Source organism: Actinomycetota bacterium (assembly GCA_040881665.1).
Taxonomy (GTDB): domain Bacteria; phylum Actinomycetota; class UBA4738; order UBA4738; family HRBIN12; genus JBBDWR01.
Genome location: JBBECT010000006.1, coordinates 1 through 20,195, shown reverse-complemented (window position 1 = coordinate 20,195; position 20,195 = coordinate 1). Strand labels below are relative to the sequence as shown.

The following is a 20,195-nucleotide window of genomic DNA, read 5'->3' as shown; positions in this document are numbered from 1 at the left end:
CCGGACGATCACCCCGCGGTTTCGATGCCGCCCTGGACGTGCACCGGTACCCGTTGCACGGCGTTGTTCGCATAGCCACCGACGTTCCACGTGGGTTCATCGGGCTGGACCCGCCCGGTCGCATCCCGCGCCCTGGCACGGATCACGTGCGTGCCCTCGGTCGCGTTCCACGGAGCCTGCCACGATCGCCACGCCCACGGTGAGATCTCCGGCCCGAGCTCGGCAGTCGCCCAGGTCGCGCCGTCGTCCGTGCTGACGTCGACGGCTCGGATCGGGCCTCGTCCGGACCACGCGCGACCCCGCAGGAGCGTGGGGCCGGGGGGAGCCGATCGCGCGCGGGTCATGAAGTCGGGGACGCCGGGGGGCTCGACGAGCGCCCGCGGCGCGATCCGTGTCACCGGGTCGCCTGGGTCGTGTTCGTTCGTGCGGAACCGGTACCCCTTCTCTTGTTGGTACCCGCGGAACGGCTCGGACACCGCGTCGATCCGCGCGAGCCACTTCACGTTCGTCATGCCGTACCAGCCGGGCACAAGCAGCCGCACGGGTGCTCCGTGCTGGGGAAGCAGAGGCGCCCCGTTCATCACGTCGGCGAGGAGCACCTCCTCACGGCGGCACTCCATCACCGGCAGGCTCCGGGCGTACGCCTGTTCGATCCCGCCTTCGATGCCACGGTCGAGTCCGGTGAACACGAGCTCGACCGTGTCGTCGCGCACCCCCACCTCGTCGAGGAGAGCGGTCAGGGGCACGCCACTCCACGCAGCAGTGCCGACCGCCTCTCGGAGCCAGGGCTGACTGATCGCACGCGGTGTCAGCAGCGCCCGACCGTTGCCCGCGCACTCCATCGTCGTCGTGACGGTCCGGCGTGGACGCGCGCGAAGTGCGGCGAGGTCGAAGGTCGCCGGACGATCGACGCCGCCGTCGATCCGAAGGGACCACGTCGCCGGGTCGACCTCGGGGACGTCGTAGTGGATCAGGAGGTAGTGCATCCCCGCCGGCGTGAGGTCGTAGCGCAGCGCTTCGAGCGGCATCCCGTGGTTGCGTGTCGCCAGCTGCAGCTCCTCGACCGAGATCCCCTCGGGGGCGGTGGTCTCCTCGCCGCTCACCGGGCCATCATCCGAGCACCGGGACCCGGTGGTCAACCGGATGTCCGCGGGTCATCGGCTGACCGACTCCGGCCTGAGCGTCCTCTCGAACGGAGGCGTATACTGCCTGGCAGATAGCTACGTCTTCGGGGCGGGGTGCGATTCCCCACCGGCGGTGAGAGTCCGCGACCCCTCGGCGCGACACGCACGAGGGCTGACCCGGTGGAACTCCGGGACCGACCGTGAAAGTCGGGATGGGAGGAGACGTCGGCCGGTGCGTCGTGCCTCGGCACGAGTGCTCGCGGCCGTGGTTGCTCCCACCCTTGCTCCGGGAAAGGTCGTTCGTGGAACAGGGGCAGGCAACCGGGACCTCCTCCCTCGACGCGGCGTTCGCACGCGCGCTCGAGCTCGCAGCGCGGGGATCCGGGCGCGTGTCGCCCAATCCGCTCGTCGGGGCGGTCGTGCTGCGCGACGGCGCGATCGTCGGCGACGGGTTCCACGACGGTCCCGGAACGCCGCACGCCGAGGTCGTCGCGCTCCGGGCGGCAGGAGATCGCGCGCGCGGAGCGACCCTCGTGTGCACCCTCGAGCCCTGCGATCACCAGGGACGGACCCCGGCGTGCACCGCCGCCGTGATCGATGCGGGCATCGCGCGGGTGGAGTACGCCTCGCCGGATCCGAACCCCCTCGTGGACGGCCGGGGCGCACGACGGCTTCGGACGGCGGGTGTGCAGGTGCGAGCGGGTGCCCATCGCGGCGCGGCGGACCGGTTGAACGGCGCCTACCTGCACCATGTCCGCACCGGTCTTCCGATCGTGCGATGGAAGGCGGCTGCGACCCTCGACGGCAAGGTGGCCGCCCGCGACGGGACGTCCCGGTGGATCACGGGCGAGGCGGCTCGCCGGGACGTGCACGCGATGCGCGCGTGGGCGGATGCGATCGTCGTCGGTGCCGGAACGGCGCTCGCCGACGATCCGTCGCTCACGGTCCAGCTCGAGGGCTCGCGCGCCAGGCCCACCATGCGGGTCCTCGTGGACGCCGCGGGCGGCACTCCGGCGAGCGGTGCGCTGTTCGACGGTGCGCCGCCGACGCTCGTCGCGACCACGGAGCGCTCGCCGAGCTCGGTGCGGGACGCGTGGCGAGCTGCCGGTGCCGAGGTGCTCGTGCTGGACGGGACACGCGGAACCGAGGACGAGCGGGGAGGCCTCGTCGCCCTCCGACCGCTGCTCGAAGATCTCGGGAAGCGGGACGTGCAGGGCGTGCTCCTCGAGGGCGGGCCGACGTTGGCGTGGGGTTTCGCGAGCGCGGGACTGATCGACCAGGTCGTCCTCTACCTGGCTCCGAAGCTGCTCGGAGGCATCGAGGCACCGGGGGCCTTGGGAGGGACCGGATTCGCTCCGGTGACCGAGGCCCTCGACCTTCGGATCGACGCGGTCGATCGGATCGGCGACGACGTGCGGGTGGAGGCTCATGTTCACCGGGATCATTGAGGAGCTCGGCGAGGTGCGATCGTTCGAGGGCGACCGCCTGGCGATCGCCTGCACCACGGTGGCGGACGACGCTGAGGTGGGAGCCTCGATCGCCGTGAACGGCACATGCCTGACGGTGGTCGAACGTGGCGACGGGGGCCTCGCGTTCGACGTCTCCGCGGAGACGCAACGGCGCACGAGCCTGCGACGGCTCACCGGAGGAGACCCGGTCAACCTGGAACGGCCCCTGACGCTTGCGACCCGGATCGGTGGTCATCTCGTGCAGGGCCACGTGGACGGCGTCGGTGAGGTGCTGCAGGTCCGCCGGTCATCGGAGGGAACCGGCGCGGAGATCACGTTCTCGGTGCCGTCCGGGCTCCGGCGGTACGTCGTCGAGAAGGGCTCGATCACGATCGACGGCGTGAGCCTGACGGTCGCCGCGCTCGGACCCACCTCCCTGACGGTGGCGTTGATCCCGCACACCCTCGCGGCAACAACCTTCGGGAGCGCCGGACCCGGAACGCCGGTGAACGTCGAGGTCGACGTTATCGCGAAGTACGTCGCCCGATACGTCGGCGTTCAGCAGGACGACGGCGATACGGATCGAACGAACGCACCAGTGGCGGCGGGATCCGCCGACGGACCGCACAGGACGATGGAGGACACACGATGAACGAGGACACGGGTACGCCGGTCGCGGATCGATCGGTCTTCTCGACGATCGACGAGGCTCTCGAGGACGTTCGCGCGGGCAAGATGGTGATCGTCGTCGACGACGCCGATCGTGAGAACGAGGGCGACTTCATCATGGCCGCGGAGAAGGCGACCCCCGAGGCGATCAACTTCATGGTGACGCACGGACGAGGGATCGTGTGTATGCCGGTGACGCCCGAGCGTCTCGACGAGCTGCGGATCCCGCTGATGGTTTCGAAGAACAACGAGAGCCACGGAACAGCCTTCGCCGTCTCGATCGACGTCCGCGGCGTGACGACCACCGGGACGAGCGCCTTCGACCGCGCTGCGACGGTGAACGCGATCTGCGATCAGCAGCTCGCACCCGAGGACATCCACATGCCGGGCCACATCTTCCCGCTGATGGCGCGCGAGGGAGGGGTCCTGGTCCGCGCGGGTCACACGGAGGCCGGCGTCGACCTGTCGGTGCTCGCCGGCATGTATCCGGCGGCGGTGCTGTGCGAGGTGCTTCACCCGGACGGCTCGATGGCGCGGATGCCCGAGCTCGTGAAGGTGGCCCGCGAACACGACCTCAAGATCATCTCGATCGCCGGCCTGATCGAGTACCGCCGCACGCGTGAGAAGCTCGTGCGCAAGGTTGCCGAGGCCAACATCCCGACCGAGCACGGAGCGTTCCGGGCGACTGCCTACGAGAGCACGGTCGACGGCCGGACCCACATCGCGATGGTGCTCGGCGACATCGGCGACGGCGAGGACATCCTCGTGCGCGTTCACTCCGAGTGCCTCACCGGCGACGTGTTCGGTTCGTTGCGGTGCGACTGCGGCGATCAACTGCAGCGGGCGCTTGCGGCGGTCGGGGAGGAGGGCCGCGGCGTGGTGCTCTACGTGCGGGGTCACGAGGGTCGCGCGATCGGGCTCAGTCACAAGCTGCGCGCGTACCAGCTCCAGGAGGAGGGCCGCGACACGGTCGAGGCGAACGAAGACCTCGGCTTCCCGGCCGATCCTCGGGACTACGGTATCGGCGCGCAGATCCTGGCCGATCTCGGCGTGCGGTCGATGCGCCTCCTGACGAACAACCCGTCGAAGCGCGCCGGTCTCGAGGGGTACGGACTGTCGATCTCCGAGCGCCTGCCGCTGGCGACGCGACCGACCGAGCAGAACATCGAGTACCTGCGGACCAAGCGCGACAAGCTGGGTCACCTGCTCGGCGACCTCGATCAAGCGTCCGGCAACGGCGCGAAAGCCGTCACGGAGGTTCCCTGATGGAGTATCGGGGAGAGCAGCGCACGGGTGGGCGCCGGTTCGCGATCGTGGCGGCCCGGTTCAACCCGCACGTAACCGAACCCCTGGTCGAGGGGGCCCTCGGCTGCTTCCATGCATCGGGCGCGGCCGAGGACGACGTCGACGTCGCATGGGTGCCGGGCGCGTTCGAGCTGCCGCTCGTGGCGCGGCGGCTCGCCGGTTCGGGTGTCTACGAGGGCGTTGTCTGCATCGGGGCCGTGATCCGTGGAGAGACCGCGCACTTCGATCACGTGGCGCGAGAGGCTGCCCGCGGGATAGCCGGTGCTGCGCGCGACACCGGAGTGCCCGTGATCTTCGGTGTCCTGACGACCGATACCCTCGAGCAGGCCACGGATCGCGCCGGGGGACGTCACGGGAACAAGGGATGGGAGGCCGCGCAGGCCGCCCTCGAGACGGCGTCGCTGCTGGACCGTCTCCCGAAGCAGGAAGGGTGATCGTCCGTGATCCTCGACAAGCCCTGGGGGAAGGTCGCGACCTACGCCCTGAACCAACCCTCGTCGGTGCGGGTGATCACGGTCGAACCCGGCCAGGAGACGAGCGTTCACTACCACCAGATGCGCGACGAGATGTGGGTCGTGCTCGATCCGGGGCTGACGATCCAGATCGGCAACCGCACGGTCCAGGCGAAGACCGGGGAGGAGTTCGTCGTCTCGGCCGAAGAGGTCCATCGGATCACGAACGGCGCTCCGGCGCGGGGCAGGGTGCTCGAGATCGCTTACGGGTACACGACCGAGGACGATACGCTGCGCCTGCAGGACGACTACGGTCGCCCGCTGGAATCGGATTGGTGAGCGCACGCGTTCGGGGTCCCTCGGACCGTCGGGTCCACCGGAGGCCAGGCTCCGTCGACACCGTGGGTGCCTGCCCCTATACTCGGGAAGCGTTTTCCGTTGTTCCACCTGCGGCGTCGACCCGAGGTCGGCGCCGCCCAGTTTCGAGGACGGAGGTGATGCGGGGTATCCAGTGACCCGCGCATAAACGATCGGATCCGGTCACCCCGGGTCCGTCTGGTCGGGCCCGACGGCGATCAGGTCGGCATCGTGCCGACCCAGGACGCCCTCACGCAGGCTCGTGACCTCGATCTCGATCTCGTCGAGGTCGCGCCCAACGCCGATCCGCCGGTCGCGCGGATCATGGACTACGGCAAGTACAAGTACGAGCGCGACATCCGCCAGAAGGAGGCCCGCAAGAAGCAGCTGCGGGTCGAGGTGAAAGAGATCAAGTTCCGACCCAAGATCGATCCGCACGACTACGAGACGAAGAAGGGTCACGTCGTGCGGTTCCTCAAGGCCGGAGCGCGGGTCAAGGTGACGATCATGTTCCGCGGGCGCGAGATGGCCCATACGGAGCTCGGCCGCAAGATCCTCGATCGTCTCGTCGACGACCTGAAGGATCTGGCGATCGTCGACTCGCAACCGAAGCAGGATGGGCGGAACATGATCATGGTGATCGCCCCGGTCAAGAAGCCCGTCGTGCAGACGGCCGGTGAGGAAGGCTAGGCATGCCGAAGCAGAAGACCCATAGCGCCACCCACAAGCGTTTCCGGGTGACCCGGACCGGCAAGGTGCTGCACCGGAAGGCGACCGGCAACCACATGCTGACCAAGAAGTCGTCGAGCAAGCGCCGGCGCATCGAGGGCTGGTCCGAGACGACCGCCGAGCGCAAGACGATCCGCCGGTTGCTGGGGGGGTAGCGGACGATGGCCCGGGTCAAACGTTCCGTCCACGCCAAGAAGAAGCGCCGCGAGACCCTCGAGGCAGCCAAGGGCTACCGGGGTGGCCGGCACCGTCGGATGAAGATGGCGACCGAACAGGTTCGCCACTCCCTGCAGTACAGCTATCGCGATCGTCGCGACCGCAAGGCCCAGTTCCGGCGGTTGTGGATCACGCGGGTCGGCGCCGGCGCCCGGCAGAACGGCATGAGCTACTCGACGTTCATCGCCGGACTCAAGGCAGCCGAGGTCGAGGTCGATCGCAAGGTCCTCGCAGACCTCGCGGTTCACGAACCGAAGGTGTTCGGCCAGCTCGTCGAAACCGCGCGCGCAGCGTTGTCGGCGTCGGCCTAGCCCGGCCGGCGATGTCCGCGGACTAGACTCCCCCCATCGGGCGCTCTGGCGCGCCCACGCGAGGGGTGTGCCGGGGCGTGATCAGCTCGCCGAACAACCGGAAGGTGGCCGACGCGGCCCGGTTGCACAAGCGCGCGTTCCGCGAGCGCGACCGGCGCTTCCTGGTCGAGGGAGAACAGACCGTGACGGAGGCGCTCGCGGCGGGACGGCTCGAGTCGTTGTTCCATACCGGCACGCACGACCTGGTCTCTCGGGCCCAGGCGGGGGGCGTCGAGGTCTTCGAGGTGAGCGAGCCCGTGATGGCCAAGCTCGCCTCCACCGTCACGCCCCAGGGACTCGTCGGCGTGGCGCCGATCGTCGACCGCGATCTCGAGGCACTGGACGGACAGGGATGCGTGGCCGTGCTGCATGCGGTACGCGATCCCGGGAACGCGGGAACGATCCTCCGATCGGCCGACGCCGCGGGTGCCGAGGGGGTGGTGTTCGCCGCGTCCTCGGTCGACCCGTACAACCCGAAGGCCGTCCGAGCCTCGGCCGGGTCGGCGTTCCATCTGCCCGTGGTTCGGGAAACCGAGACCGTGGAGGCGATCGACCGGTTGCGGGAACAGGGCCGGACCGTGCTGGCGATGGCCGGCGACGGCGAAGCCGACCTGTTCGAGCTCGACCTTCAGCGACCGATCGCGTTCGTGTTCGGGAACGAGTCATGGGGGCTTCCCGCCGAGGTCGCCGATCGCGCGGATGTCCGCGCTCGGATCCCACTGGGAGGCCGCGCCGAGTCGTTGAACCTCGCGGCCGCCGCGACGGTGTGCCTGTTCGAGTGGGCGCGTCGCCGCCGGGAGGGCAGGCGCGTGGCGCTCGAGGCGGTGATCGCCGCCGCGGCACACGACATCCGGTCGCCCCTGACGGCGATGAAGGGCTTCGCCTACGCGCTGCAGCGTCGCTGGGAGGACATGACCGACGAACAGCGCGAGCTGATGTTCCGGGGGATCGCGCACGACACCGACCGCATGGATCAGATCCTCACGCTCCTGGTCGACGCCGCTCGGATCGTCGGAGGACGGCTCGAGCTGAGCCCCGAGCAGACCGACATCGGTTCGCTCGTTCGCGAGTTCGACGCGTCGCTGCGGCGCGACCCGGAGTTCCCCGGTCTGCGATGGACCGGAGGCGAGGTGACCGGGCTCGTCGACGCCGACCGCCTCCGCACGGTCCTGGGCGCGTTCGTCGAGGGACAGATCTGGTTCGGCTGGGAGGGCGCGATCGACGTCGACGCACGGATCGACGACGGCCGGCTGGTCGTGGTCGTCACCCGAACCGGGACCGAGCTCGACGACGACGGCGCCGAGACGCTGTTCCTTCCGCGACGCCCCGGAACCGGGTCGGGGAGCAAGATCGGGCTCTTCGTCTCCCGCGGCATCGCCGAGTCCCAGGGAGGCACCGCCACGGCGCGGGTGCGCGACGGGCGGCTGGAGTTCCGCCTCGAGGTTCCGGTGGCGACCGAGGCGTGATCAGCGTCGCGGTTCGTTTCGATGCCGTCGTGCACCGGGGCGGCGGTTCCTCCCCGCTAGACTCCGAACCCGTATGGACCGTGCCGAGGCGATCCGCATCCTGGAGTCCGAGCGTGAGCGTGGGCTCGCGACCCTGACGGCCGCGCCCTCGCTCGAGGATCTCGACTCGGCCCAGACGGCGGTCCTCGGACGCAAGTCGCCCTTCTCCCAGGTGCAGCGCTCGGTCGGCGATCTCGAGCCCGCCGATCGCAAGGAGGTCGGCAAGCTGGCGAACGAGGTTCGGACCGCACTCACCGGGGCGCTGGAACAGCGCCGGGAGACCCTGGGACGGGCCGCGGAGACCCAGCTGCTCGCGGCCGACGGCGTGGATGTGACCTTGCCGGGACGCCGACCACGGCTGGGCGCGTTGCATCCCCTGACGATCGTGGAGCGTGAGCTCGTCGAGATCTTCACGCGTCTCGGCTTCCGCGTCGCCGAAGGGCCCGAGGTCGAGACGGACTGGTACAACTTCCAGGCGCTCAACATCCCCGCCGATCATCCCGCGCGGACGATGAAGGACTCGATCTTCCTCGACGTGCCCGGCGCTGATCTCCTGCTCCGCACCGAGACCTCCGCGATCCAGATCCGAACGATGGAATCGACCACGCCCCCCGTGTCCATCGTGGGGCCAGGCCGGGTGTTCCGTAGGGAGACCTCCGACGCCACGCATTCGCCCGTGTTCCACCAGATCGAGGCGCTCGCCGTAGACGAGGGGATCACCTTCGCCGACCTGAAGGGAACGCTGAGCGCGTTCGCGCGCGAACTGTTCGGCGCCTCGTCGAAGGTGCGGCTCGTGCCGTCGTACTTCCCGTTCGTCGAGCCGGGAGCGCAGGTCGACGTCTCGTGCTTCAAGTGCGGGGGCTCGGGGTGCCGGGTCTGTGGGAACGGCTGGATCGAGCTGCTGGGTGCCGGCATGGTGCATCCGACCGTCCTGCGCAACGTCGGCTATGACCCCGAACGGTTCACGGGCTTCGCCTTCGGGATGGGGATCGACCGGGCCGCGCTGCTGCGGTTCTCGATCCCCGACATCCGGTTGCTCTTCGACGGCGACGTCCGGTTCCTCGCGCAGTTCGGGAGCGTGCGGTGAAGGTCGTCCTCGGCTGGATGCGGGAGTTCTGCCCGACCGACCTCGGTCCGGACGAGCTCGCCGAGCTGCTGACCGCGAAGGGGGTCAAGGTCGAGGACGTCCTTCGGCCGTGGGATGGGCTCGAGGGCGTGATCGCGGCCTGTGTTCTCGAGGTTCGCGACCATCCCGACTCCGACAAGCTCTGCCTGGCCCGTGTGCAGACCGGATCGACCGAGCGGAACGTGGTGGTCGGCGTGCGGAACATGGTTGCGGGAGACCTCGTTCCCTACGCGGGCCCGGGGTCGCGCGTCCCTGCCCTCGACGAGCCACTCGGTGAACGCACGATCCGTGGCGCGCGATCGGAAGGCATGCTCTGCTCGCCCCGAGAGCTCGCCGTTTCCGATCTGCATGAGGGGATCCTCGTCCTCGACCCTGCCGTGGAACCGGGAACCGACGTGAAGGCACTGTTGGGGCTCGACGATGCCGTCTTCGACGTCGAGATCGAGCCGAACCGCCCGGATCTGATGTCGGTCGTGGGGGTCGCACGAGAGGCCGCGATGGCGACGGGCGTTCCCTTCTCCCCGCGAGAGGTGTCGATCGTCGAGTCTGCCGACGCGGCCGAGGCCGTCGCCGACCTCCGGGTGCTCGACCTCGAGCGTTGTCCGCGGTATCGGGCGCGGGTGCTCCGGGGGGTGGTTCATGGGCCGTCGCCGGTGCAGGTTCAGGCGCGGCTCACAGCCGCGGGGATGCGTCCGCTCTCCGCCGTCGTCGATGCGACGAACTACGCGATGCTCGAGCTCGGACAGCCGCTGCACGCGTTCGATCTCCAGCAGCTCGACGGACCGGGGATCGTCGTCCGTCTCGCCGACGCCGGAGAGCGGATCACGACCCTGGACGGGGTGGAGCGCGAGCTCACCGAGGACGATCTGGTGATCGCCGATCACGCGCGCGGGGTTGCCGTCGCCGGGGTGATGGGCTCCGCGAGCGCCGAGGTGATGCCGACGACCACGGACCTGCTGCTCGAGAGCGCCTCGTTCGCGTCCCGGGGGATCCTGCGCACCGCGCGCCGGCTCGGGCTGTCGACCGAAGCCTCGGCGCGGTTCGAGCGGGGAGCCAACCCAGAGGCCGTGGGGCCGGCGGCCGATCGGGCGACGGAGCTGATCTCGTCGTGGACGGGTGCCGCGGTGCTCGCCGGTGTGCTCGAGGTTGGGGAGGCCCCGGAACGGTCCCGGGTCCGCCTGCGCTCGTCCCGGGCATCCCGGCTGCTCGGGATCGACGTCACGCCCGAGGACGTGGGTTCGGCGTTCGACCGCCTCGTCGATGTCACGGCGGTCATCGAGCACGACGTCGCGACGGTGACCGTTCCGAGCTACCGGGTAGACCTGCGGCTCGAGGAGGATCTGGTCGAGGAGGTCGCGCGAGTCCGCGGGTACGACACGGTGCCGGCGACCCTGCCGGCGATCCGCCAGGCGGGCGGTGTCCCGGCCGCCTACGCCTTCCGCGATCGTCTGCGAGAGCTCTGCGTCCGCTCCGGGCTCGTGGAGCTCAAGCTCCTGTCGTTCGCCTCGCCCGAGGACATCGCCCTCACCGGGGACACCGATGTGGCCGTGCCGATCGCGAATCCCCTGTCCGCCGAGGAGGGGCTGTTGCGCACGCGTCTGCTCCCCGGTTTGGTGCATGCCGCCGCTCGCAACCTCGCCCGCGGGGTGGCCCCCGTCGCGGCCTTCGAGGTTGGGTCGGTGTTCGCGCTGACCGGTGATGCCGAGGCACCGGTCGATGAACGTTTCCACCTGGGGTTGATCCTGACCGGTCCCCTCGACGGCGGCTGGCACGGAGCCGACCGCCCCGCGGACTACTTCGACGCGAAGGGGATGCTCGAGGCGATCCTCGCCGGGCTGGGGATCCGGGACTGGCGGCTCGCACCGCTGACGGTCGATCCGTGGCATCCGGCGCGCGCGGCCGAGGTATGGATCGGTGACGACCGCGCGGGCGCCGTCGGGGAACTGCACCCGCGGATCGCCGAGCCCGCCGGCCTGCCCGGACGGGTCGCGACCTGCGAGCTGGATGCGACGGTGTTGATGGAACGGACCCCGGCCGATGTCGAGCTCCACGAGGCTCCCCGCTTCCCGCCGGTGCGGCGCGACCTCGCCTTCATCCTGGAAGAAGACGTGGCATCCGAGGCGGTCCGGGAAGCGATCCTCGCGGCCGGCGGCGATCTCCTCGAGGAGGTCGCCGTGTTCGATCTGTTCACCGGAGGGCAGGTCGGCGAGGGCCGGAAGAGCCTGGCATTCGCACTCGCGTTCCGTGCCCCGGACCGCACCCTCACCGACGGGGAGGCGGACGCGGCCGTGGCGGACATCGTGCGTCGGATCGAAGCGGCCTTCGACGCAGAGCTTCGAGCGGGCTGACGAGCCAGCCGATAGACTTGCGTCCATGACTCGGGATTACCTCTCGATCGACGACGTCTCGCGCGAGGAGCTCTTCACGCTGCTCGACCTGTCTGCGAAGACCAAGACCGACCCCGCCGGCGTCGCCGATGTGTTGCGTCGCCGGTCCGTTGCCCTGATCTTCGAGAAGCCGTCGACCCGGACGCGAGTGTCCTTCGAGGTCGCCGTCGCGGCGATGGGCGGTCACCCCGTCGTGCTGTCGAGCACCGAGCTCCAGCTGGGCCGCGGCGAGACGATCGAAGACACCGGCAGGGTCCTCTCGCGATACGTCGACGCGATCGTCCTCCGGACCTTCGAACAGGAGCGCCTGGAGGTGCTCGCCGGCGCGTCCGACGCGCCCGTGGTCAACAGCCTGTCTGACTTCGAACACCCGTGCCAGGCGCTCGCCGATCTGTTGACGATCCGCGAGCGCAGGGGCGACCTCTCGGGGCTCACGCTGACCTACCTGGGTGACGGCAACAACGTCACGCACTCCTTGTTGCTCGGCGGGGCGAAGTGCGGGATGCACGTTCGCGTCGCGACACCGCCGGGGTTCGAGCCGATCCCGCAGGTGGTGCACCGTGCGAGCGAGATCGCGAGCGCGACCGGTGGCAGCGTCGCGTTGCTCACGGACCCGCTCGAAGCGGCGGCGGGTTCGGACGTGCTCGCGACCGACGTCTGGGCGAGTATGGGCCAAGAGGCCGAGGCGGACGAGCGATCGTTGGTGTTCCCGGCCTACCAACTGAACCAGCGGCTCGTCGACCTCGCCGCGGCCGACGCGATCGTGTTGCACTGTCTCCCGGCGCACCGCGGTCAGGAGATCACCGACGAGGTGATCGACGGGCCCCGATCGGCGGTCTGGGACGAGGCGGAGAACCGGCTGCACACCGCGAAGGCGCTCCTGTTGTGGATCCTCGATCTGGCGTGAGCCGATGCGCGACCGGCCGCGTGCGGCGCTGAGCTCCCGTGCCGCGCGCGAACGATGACGTCGAACAGATCCTGATCGAGTACGCGGATCTTCTCGCGATCCTGTCCGACGACGCGTACAAGGCTCGTGCCTACGAGAAGGCGGGCCGCGCCGTGGGCGCGCATCCGGGCGACGTCGGGAAGCTCGACGCGAAGGGGCTGCTCGCGATCCCGAGCGTCGGCCGTTCGATCGCCGAGAAGGTCCGGGAGTACCTCGACTCAGGGACGATCGGCGCGCTCGACGAGTTGCGCGCACAGATCCCCCCGGGGGTACGCGACATGATGTCGGTGCCCGGCCTCGGGCCGAAGCGGGCGATCACCCTGTACCGAGATCTCGGGATCGACTCGCTCGAGACCCTGCGCCACGCCGCGGAGGCCGGCACCCTTGCCGCCCAGAAGGGATTCGGAGCCAAGACCCAGGAGAACGTCCTGCGGGGGCTCGACCGGCTGGCGTCGTCCGGGGGACGGGTCCCGATCGGCGCCGCGATGGTCGTCGCGGAGCTCTTCCTCGCCCAGCTGGAAGCGGTCGGCGGCGTGGAGCGCATCGCGTACGCGGGTTCGTTGCGACGGATGGCCGAGACGATCGGCGACGTCGACCTGCTCGTCGCGGCCGCAGACGGTTCGGCGGTCACCGAGGCGTTCGTATCCGCGCCCGGGATCGGCCGGACGCTCGTGTCGGGGGAGTCGAAGACTTCGATCGTGACCGACGCCGGGGTACAGGTCGACCTGCGGATCGTCCCGCCCCAGGTGTGGGGAGCGGCGATGATCTACTTCACGGGCTCGAAGGCGCACAACATCCGTCTGCGCGAGCGCGCCGTCCGCGCGGGGCTGAAGCTGAACGAGTACGGACTGTTCCGTGCCAAGAGCGGGCGCCTGATCGTCGCCGAGACCGAGGAGGAGGTCTACGAGCGTTTGGATCTCCCGTGGATCGCTCCCACGCTGCGTGAGGATCGGGGCGAGATCGAAGCGGCGCTCGAGGGGACGTTGCCGGATCTCGTCACCCAACGCCAGATCCGAGGGGACCTGCACACCCACACGGACCTCACCGACGGACACGGAGCGCTCGAGGAGATGGTGGAGGCCGCAGCAGCGCATCGGTACGCGTACTTCGCGGTGACCGACCACGCCGAGCAGCTCTCGATGCAGCGGATGACCCGGGACAAGATGCTCACGCAGCGAGCTCGCCTCGCGTCGCTCCAGGAGCGCGTGCCGAAGATGCGGGTGCTCCACGGCGCCGAGCTGAACATCGATCCGGAGGGCGGTCTCGATTGGGACGACGCGTTCCTGGAGGGGTTCGAGGTCTTGGTGGCGAGCGTGCACTCGCACTTCAGCCAATCCCGGGACCAGATGACGCGGCGGTTGCTGCGGGCGATCGAGCACCCACTCGTGAACGTGATCGGCCATCCGACCGGGCGCAAGATCGGCAGGCGCGATCCGATCGAGTTCGACGAGGAGGCCGTCTTCGAGGCCGCGGCGAGGACGGGAACCGCCCTCGAGATCAACGCGCATCCCGATCGCCTCGACCTGAAGGACGAGCACGTGCTCTGGGCGAAACGCCTCGGTGTGCGGTTCTCCATCGATTCGGATGCCCACGCGGTGAGTCACCTCGACCTGCTTCGTTACGGCGTCGGCACCGCGCAGCGAGGGTGGCTGGGTCCCGACGACGTGATCAACACCTGGCCGCGGACCAAGCTGGAGCGGTTCCTGCGCGCAGGGCGCTCGGGCGGCGCAGCCCGTGGACGCTCGACGTCGTGACGAGCGCCGGACGACGCCTGCCTCGCAGATGGTTCGCCAGGCCGAGCCCGGTGCTCGCGCGTGACCTGCTGGGAAGGGTGCTCGTACACCGCCTGGCGGGCGGCGAACGGCTCGCGGTGCGCATCGTCGAGACGGAGGCATACGCGTTCGACGATCCGGCGAGCCATTCGTTTCGTGGACCGACACCTCGCAATGCCGTGATGTTCGGACCCGCCGGCTTCTGCTACGTGTACCTGTCTTACGGCGTGCACCAGTGCATGAACGTGGTCGCGGGGGAAGACGGCGTGGGAGCGGCCGTGTTGCTCCGATCGGCCGAGCCCCTGTCGGGGATCGCCGAGATGTCGGCGAACCGAGGAACCGATGACGTGCTCGCTCTGTGTTCGGGGCCCGGCAAGCTCTGTCAGGCCTTGGGGATCGACGGGACCGACAACGGGGCGGATCTCGCCCGCGGAACGGGCCTCGAGATCCACGAGGGACGAGCTCCCGCACGCGGCCGGGTGCTCGTGTCGACGCGTGTGGGGATCCGCACCGGCCTCGACCGACCCTGGCGGTTCCAGATCGCCGATGATCGGTGGGTTTCCCGCGCGCGGGGCGCGGGGGACCTGGCCGCGGGAACGGCGGTCAGGTCCCGGAGACGGTGATCGTCACCGTGCTCGTCTGCTGGGCTTCCAGTCCGCCTTGCGGGCTCTGTGCGATCACCGTGCCCCGAGGCTGATTCGACTTCACGTAGCGCACCTCGGTGTAGAAGCCCGAGAGCTCGAGCAGGTCGCGGGCCGCGGACTCGTACAGCCCGATCGCGGACGGCACGTCGACGGTCTGGGCCGAGGTTGGCTCCTCGCACTGGCGGATCGGCTGGGTTCCCGTGATGAACTCCACCTCGTCGATGTTGCGGGGAAGGGTGTAGCGATTCGGCAGGCAGTTCTGTGTGACGTCCACCTTGACCTGCGTGTAGCGCACCTTGGGGGTCGGGAACCGTTGGCGTGGCATCCCGCGCACCGCGTTCGTCATGAACGTCCGCCAGATGTCGGCCGGCCAGGTACCGCCGAACACGGTGATCCGCGTGCGCGGCGTGTCCATCGCGATCTGTCCCTCGGGGAATCCGATCCAGACCGCGGCAACCAGCTGCGGGATCGCCCCGACGAACCAGGCGTCGGTGAAGCCGTCGTCGGTGCCGGTCTTGCCGATCTGCGGACGGCCGATGTTGGCGCCCGTGCCGGTGCCGAACTGGACCGCCTTCTGCAGGATGTCGGTCGCGGCCGCGGCGACCTGCGGATCGATCGCCGGCCGGGGGGACTCGGAGGAGCGCCAGAGGACCTTGCCGTCGCTGCCCTGGATCTGCGCGACCGGTGTGGGGTCGAGTTGGTATCCGCCGGCTGCCAGGGTGCCGAAGGCGCTCGCCATCTCGATCGTGTTCACCTCGTTCGCCCCGAGGACCGCAGCGGGTTCGTCGAGCAGTTCCTGGGTCCGCGGGTAGCTCGTTCGGTAGCAACAGCGCACGCCCATCCGCGTGGCCACGTCGTTGACGGCCTCCGGCCCCAGCTCCTGGATCAGCTGCGCGAACACGGTGTTCACCGAGTTGATCGTCGCGTCCTCGAGGGTGAGGCTGCCGAACGATCCGCCGTCCGCGTTGCTGACCTTCCAGGCCCGCCCGCCCTCGAGGGGTAGTTCGATCGAACCCGGAGCCGGATAGACGTCCTGCGGCGAACGCCCGCTCTCGAGGGCGGCGATCAGCGCGAACGGCTTGAAGGTCGAGCCGCCCTGGCGCCCGGTGCTTCCGCCGGCCGCGAGGTTGAGCTTCGCGAACTCCACACGCGGGTCGTAGTAGTCGCGTCCACCCACCATCGCCTTTATGGAGCCGGAGTTCGGGTCGATCACGGTCATCGCGCCGTACGGATCGTTCGGGTAGCGCAGCACCGCGTTCACGGCCCGCTCGGCCTCGACCTGCAGCTCGGGATCGAGCGTGGTCTGGATCTGCAGCCCTCCCTCGAAGAAGGCGTCCCAGCGCTGGGGGCACGCCTTCCGCCCGAGCGGTTCGTCGAAGGGGCACGGCGGGCCGAACCATTCGACGCGCTGCAAGCTCGGCGTCACCAGGAACCATCGATAGACATAGTCGACGAAGTAGGGGGCGGAGGTGCGTTGGGTCCGCGGCGGGCGAAGGCGCAACCGCGTCGCGAGCGCAGCGCGCATCTGGCCGCGTCCGATCATGTCCTGCTCGCGCATCAGACGGAGCACGAGGGCGCGGCGTTCGAGCGCGCGTTTCGGATGCCGGAACGGGTTGAATGCGGCGGGAGAGTTGATCATCCCCGCGAGCAGCGCCGATCGGGCGAGGTCCAACTCCGGGGCGTCGGCCGAGAAGAACGCCTGTGCTGCGGCCTGGACCCCGTAGGCGCTCCGGCCGAAATAGATCGTGTTCAGGTATCGCGTGAGGATCTGGTCCTTGCTGTACTGCTCCTCGATCTGCCACGCGAGCGACGCTTCCTTGAGTTTGCGCTCGAGTGTCTGATCGCTGCCGACGTAGACCTGCTTGACGTACTGCTGGGTGATCGTCGATCCGCCCTCGACGATCTCCCCGGCCGCCGCGTCCACGTAGGCCGCGCGCGCGAGCGCCTTCAGATCGATCCCGTGATGCTGGTAGAAGCGCCGATCCTCGATCGCGACGACCGCGTCCCGGATCGTCCGCGGGATCTTCCCGGTGGGCACCACGATCCGGTTGACTCCGCCGTGGAGCTCCTTCAACAGGGTGCCGTCGGCCGCGTAGAGGAACGAGGTTTGGGACAGGCGCGCCTCACCGGACTCGGCCTCCTCGAGGTCGGCGAGGCCGCGGCAGCTCGACACGAGCACGAGGACGCCGGACAGCGCGATGATCGAGCGTGGGAGGCGGGACTTCATGCCCCTCGATGCTACCCGTGACCACGGACCCGGGCCGGGAGGCACTGCTAGCATCCGCCACGATGAAACGCGCCGCGGACGTGGACCGGCTCACGGCCGGCGCAGAGCTGATCGAGCCTCAGGACGGGCTGCCGGGCAAGCTCGCGCTCGGCCGCCCGCTGCGCGTCAAGCTCGGGCTCGATCCCACCCGGCCCGATCTGCACCTGGGGCACGCGGTCCTGCTGCGCAAGCTGCGGCAGTTCCAGGACGCGGGGCATCTGGCGGTGTTGATCGTCGGCGACTACACGGCGCGGATCGGGGATCCGTCGGGTCGCTCCGAACTGCGTCCGTCGATGTCGGTCGAGCAGATCGAGGCGAACGCGCGAACCTATCTCGACCAGGCCGGCAAGGTCATCCGCCTGGAAGAGGAGAGCCTCGAGCTCCGCCGCAACTCCGAGTGGCTCGCGCCGATGGGGATGGATGAGGTGCTCCGCCTCACGTCGTCGGTGACCGTGGCGCAGATGCTCGAGCGCGACGACTTCCACGCTCGCTACGCCGCGCACAAGCCGATCTCGCTCGTTGAGTTCCTCTACCCCCTCCTGCAGGGGCAAGACTCGGTCGCGGTCGAAGCGGACGTCGAACTCGGCGGCACGGATCAGACGTTCAACCTGCTGATGGGTAGGGAGCTGCAGAAGGCCGCACTCCAGGATCCGCAGGTCGTTCTCACGATGCCGCTGATCGAGGGCACCGACGGTGTCCGGAAGATGTCGAAGAGCTACAACAACTACGTCGGCCTGACCGACCCCCCCGAGGAGATGTTCGGGCGGTTGATGCGCGTCCCCGACGGCTTGATCGCGAAGTACATGCGGCTGTGCACTGCCCTCGGTCACGAGGTGGCCGATGAGGTCGAGCGGGGGCTCGCCGACGGCTCGGCCCGGGCGGTCGAGCAGAAGCGCCGGATGGCCAGAGAGGTCGTCGATCTCTACCACGGGATGGGGGCCGGACGGCAGGCCGAGGCCGCATTCGACCGGGTCCATAAGGAGCGAGAGCTGCCAGAAGAGATTGCGGTTGTTCCTGTACCAGAAGGGGCAATAGGAGCGAACGGGAGGGTCTTCCTCCCCAAGCTGCTAGTTCTGCTGGAGCTTGTTTCCTCAAGCTCTGAGGGCAGACGCCTGATTCTCCAGAAGGGTGTTCGAATCGATTCCCGGCTGATTTCCGACCCCAACCTCGAAATCTCGGTAGAGAATCTGCACGACTCGGTCGTGCAGATTGGTCGACGGAGGTTCGTACGACTTGTCGTCCAAGACTCCTGAGCGAATAGAGATCCCAACGCCGTTCGATGTCGACGGCTACACGTGGTGCGTTCTGTGCGTGGAACAAGGTCGTGCAAGTGGTACCAGCCGTTTTGTTCTCGACTTCCGATCGTGCGCCCGAGCGTTTCCTGATGGGGTGCTGCCCCTGATTTCGTACTTGTCTAGCCTGAGATCCCATGCTGGTGTTGATTTCTCAGTTGAGCTTCCGGCGACCCGGAACATGAGAGGTGTCTTCGATGGAGTTGGCTGGAGTGAGTATTTGCAGATGCCTGAACCCGTCTTTCTCGAACTTCCATCCTTCACTAAGAAGTTCACACCGGTGAGGTTCTTCTCAACAGTCGAGGAGCTCGATCAGATCCGGGCCAGCGTGATGCAAGTCGTGACGACTCAGGGTCGGCTGGCAAAGTGGGTGCCAGAAGCAGTCCAGTGGGCGCTCTGGGAGGTGATGGAGAACGTGCTCAACCACGCAGAGGCCGATGGAGGCTGGGTACAGGTGTCCACGTTTGCGAAACGAGACCATGTGAACATTCTCGTCGTAGATTCCGGAGTGGGGATTCGCTCCTCCCTCTCCGGGATGTACTCAGGACTTACGGATCAGGAAGCAATCAAGCGAGCGGTCGAACAGGGCGTTACCGGAAATCCCGAGCGAAATGCCGGGTACGGCCTGGCCGGATGTCGTCAGATTGTCAGGTCGAATCGAGGTCAGATGATCGTCTACTCAGGGTCGTCGAGATTGTCGCAAGAGGTCGTCGGCAGAGGTTCCGACGACCTCTTGCGATACACCCCCACACTCGCCCCACATGTGGGAACTCTTGTGGAGCTCCAGCTGCGAACGAATCGCCAGGTTGAGCTAGCGGCCGCACTCGGTCAGAGGGACCCGGTCACCCTCCTTGAACTTGAGCAGGCGGTTGGTGGAGAACTCGTATTCGACGTCGCGGGCGACGCACCCGACCTCGGAACCCGGTCGAGCGGCCGACAAGTTAAGAACCGCGTCATGAACCTCGCGCACGCGATACCGAACGGCGAGCGCATCGTCCTCGACTTTTCGAAAGTGCCCATGGCTTCGTCGTCGTTCTTGGACGAGTTCGTGGGGAGAATGTCGATGGAACTAGGACGTGAGCGGATGATTGCCGAGGTGGAATTGCGAGGCATGAATGAGTCTGTGGCTGCCATTGTTCTGACGACGCTGGGGACTAGGACCGGGAACTGGGCATGGCCAAGGCGGTGGGGTTTCGCGGGGAAATAGCTTACGAGTGACTGGTGCGACTGTTTGACAACAACTCACGATGTAGCTATCATCACCGGTTGCGCGTCCCCACTTCCGAGGATCCTTCCTCAGCGGGGCGCAGCTCGCACCTTGAGAACTGAACAGTGTGCCGATGAAAGCCAGTGCGTTCCCCGTCGGGGAGGGCGCGTTCACGCGCGTTCCGAACCGAAGGGTCGTACGAAACAAACACGAACCGTCCGGAGTAGTCGGCCGGACGGGTCAGGAAGCGGTCGAGGGAGCGGTGCTAGTTCCCGAGGCCACCTCCGAACCAGATGCGCCCGGCGACCAGGCCCTCCGGGGTCGGATCGACGGTGCATCTTCTACGGAGAGTTTGATCCTGGCTCAGGACGAACGCTGGCGGCGTGCTTAACACATGCAA

At 68.4% G+C, this 20,195-nt stretch carries 17 protein-coding genes, 1 rRNA gene, 1 pseudogene and 1 riboswitch; of the genes and pseudogenes, 17 read left to right on the top strand and 2 right to left on the bottom strand.

Annotated features, from left to right (window positions below; genetic code table 11):
• Window positions 1–8 precede the first annotated feature (8 nt).
• On the bottom strand, window positions 9–1,103 hold the full coding sequence (locus WEF05_09770; protein ID MEX1102168.1) for a sulfite oxidase: 1,095 nt from the start codon (window positions 1,101–1,103) through the stop codon (window positions 9–11).
• Between the two features lie 117 nt (window positions 1,104–1,220).
• Window positions 1,221–1,352, top strand: a riboswitch (FMN riboswitch).
• A 74-nt stretch (window positions 1,353–1,426) separates the two neighbouring features.
• On the opposite strand from WEF05_09770, the gene ribD reads away from it, so the two are divergent.
• The 14 genes and pseudogenes from ribD to WEF05_09700 all read left to right on the top strand — a co-directional run bounded on the left by ribD (window position 1,427) and on the right by WEF05_09700 (window position 15,009).
• Window positions 1,427–2,572, top strand: a complete 1,146-nt coding sequence (gene ribD, locus WEF05_09765; protein ID MEX1102167.1) for a bifunctional diaminohydroxyphosphoribosylaminopyrimidine deaminase/5-amino-6-(5-phosphoribosylamino)uracil reductase RibD — start codon at window positions 1,427–1,429, stop codon at window positions 2,570–2,572.
• A complete protein-coding gene (locus WEF05_09760; GenBank protein MEX1102166.1) occupies window positions 2,553–3,224 on the top strand; it encodes a riboflavin synthase in 672 nt (223 codons plus the stop codon). Before ribD ends, WEF05_09760 begins: the two co-directional genes overlap by 20 nt.
• A complete protein-coding gene (locus WEF05_09755; GenBank protein MEX1102165.1) occupies window positions 3,221–4,507 on the top strand; it encodes a bifunctional 3,4-dihydroxy-2-butanone-4-phosphate synthase/GTP cyclohydrolase II in 1,287 nt (428 codons plus the stop codon). The genes WEF05_09760 and WEF05_09755 overlap by 4 nt, the downstream gene beginning before the upstream one ends.
• Window positions 4,507–4,980: a 6,7-dimethyl-8-ribityllumazine synthase gene (gene ribH / locus WEF05_09750; GenBank protein MEX1102164.1), complete on the top strand. Its 474-nt coding sequence runs from the start codon at window positions 4,507–4,509 to the stop codon at window positions 4,978–4,980. The genes WEF05_09755 and ribH overlap by 1 nt, the downstream gene beginning before the upstream one ends.
• A gap of 6 nt (window positions 4,981–4,986) precedes the next feature.
• A complete protein-coding gene (locus WEF05_09745; GenBank protein MEX1102163.1) occupies window positions 4,987–5,337 on the top strand; it encodes a cupin domain-containing protein in 351 nt (116 codons plus the stop codon).
• A gap of 183 nt (window positions 5,338–5,520) precedes the next feature.
• A pseudogene (gene infC, locus WEF05_09740) lies at window positions 5,521–6,070 on the top strand (translation initiation factor IF-3).
• Window positions 6,048–6,239, top strand: coding sequence for a bL35 family ribosomal protein (locus tag WEF05_09735; GenBank protein MEX1102162.1), 192 nt, complete (start codon window positions 6,048–6,050; stop codon window positions 6,237–6,239). The pseudogene infC and the gene WEF05_09735 overlap by 23 nt, the downstream one beginning before the upstream one ends.
• 6 nt (window positions 6,240–6,245) lie before the next feature.
• Window positions 6,246–6,611: a 50S ribosomal protein L20 gene (gene rplT, locus WEF05_09730; protein MEX1102161.1), complete on the top strand. Its 366-nt coding sequence runs from the start codon at window positions 6,246–6,248 to the stop codon at window positions 6,609–6,611.
• 77 nt (window positions 6,612–6,688) lie between these two features.
• Window positions 6,689–8,116 (top strand): TrmH family RNA methyltransferase, encoded by a 1,428-nt coding sequence (locus tag WEF05_09725; GenBank protein ID MEX1102160.1) that lies wholly within the window; start codon window positions 6,689–6,691, stop codon window positions 8,114–8,116.
• 73 nt (window positions 8,117–8,189) lie between these two features.
• Entirely contained in the window at window positions 8,190–9,242 is a 1,053-nt protein-coding gene (pheS, locus tag WEF05_09720; protein ID MEX1102159.1) for a phenylalanine--tRNA ligase subunit alpha, read from the top strand.
• Window positions 9,239–11,629, top strand: coding sequence for a phenylalanine--tRNA ligase subunit beta (gene pheT, locus WEF05_09715; GenBank protein ID MEX1102158.1), 2,391 nt, complete (start codon window positions 9,239–9,241; stop codon window positions 11,627–11,629). Before pheS ends, pheT begins: the two co-directional genes overlap by 4 nt.
• A 25-nt stretch (window positions 11,630–11,654) precedes the next feature.
• On the top strand, window positions 11,655–12,575 hold the full coding sequence (argF, locus tag WEF05_09710) for an ornithine carbamoyltransferase (protein MEX1102157.1): 921 nt from the start codon (window positions 11,655–11,657) through the stop codon (window positions 12,573–12,575).
• Between the two features lie 38 nt (window positions 12,576–12,613).
• The gene (gene polX / locus WEF05_09705) at window positions 12,614–14,368 is read left to right on the top strand and encodes a DNA polymerase/3'-5' exonuclease PolX (GenBank protein ID MEX1102156.1); all 1,755 of its coding nucleotides are present in this window, start codon (window positions 12,614–12,616) and stop codon (window positions 14,366–14,368) included.
• A complete protein-coding gene (locus WEF05_09700; GenBank protein ID MEX1102155.1) occupies window positions 14,365–15,009 on the top strand; it encodes a DNA-3-methyladenine glycosylase in 645 nt (214 codons plus the stop codon). The genes polX and WEF05_09700 overlap by 4 nt, the downstream gene beginning before the upstream one ends.
• On the opposite strand, the gene WEF05_09695 is transcribed toward WEF05_09700, so the two are convergent.
• Complete coding sequence (locus tag WEF05_09695) at window positions 14,990–17,257, bottom strand: transglycosylase domain-containing protein (protein MEX1102154.1); 2,268 nt, start codon at window positions 17,255–17,257, stop codon at window positions 14,990–14,992. The genes WEF05_09700 and WEF05_09695 overlap by 20 nt on opposite strands.
• A 62-nt stretch (window positions 17,258–17,319) precedes the next feature.
• On the opposite strand from WEF05_09695, the gene tyrS reads away from it, so the two are divergent.
• From tyrS to WEF05_09680, 3 genes are all read left to right on the top strand, one after another.
• Window positions 17,320–18,549, top strand: a complete 1,230-nt coding sequence (gene tyrS / locus WEF05_09690; protein MEX1102153.1) for a tyrosine--tRNA ligase — start codon at window positions 17,320–17,322, stop codon at window positions 18,547–18,549.
• 265 nt (window positions 18,550–18,814) lie between these two features.
• Window positions 18,815–19,795 (top strand): DUF4325 domain-containing protein, encoded by a 981-nt coding sequence (locus WEF05_09685; GenBank protein MEX1102152.1) that lies wholly within the window; start codon window positions 18,815–18,817, stop codon window positions 19,793–19,795.
• 340 nt (window positions 19,796–20,135) lie between these two features.
• Window positions 20,136–20,195: ribosomal RNA gene (locus WEF05_09680) — 16S ribosomal RNA — on the top strand; the annotation flags it as partial.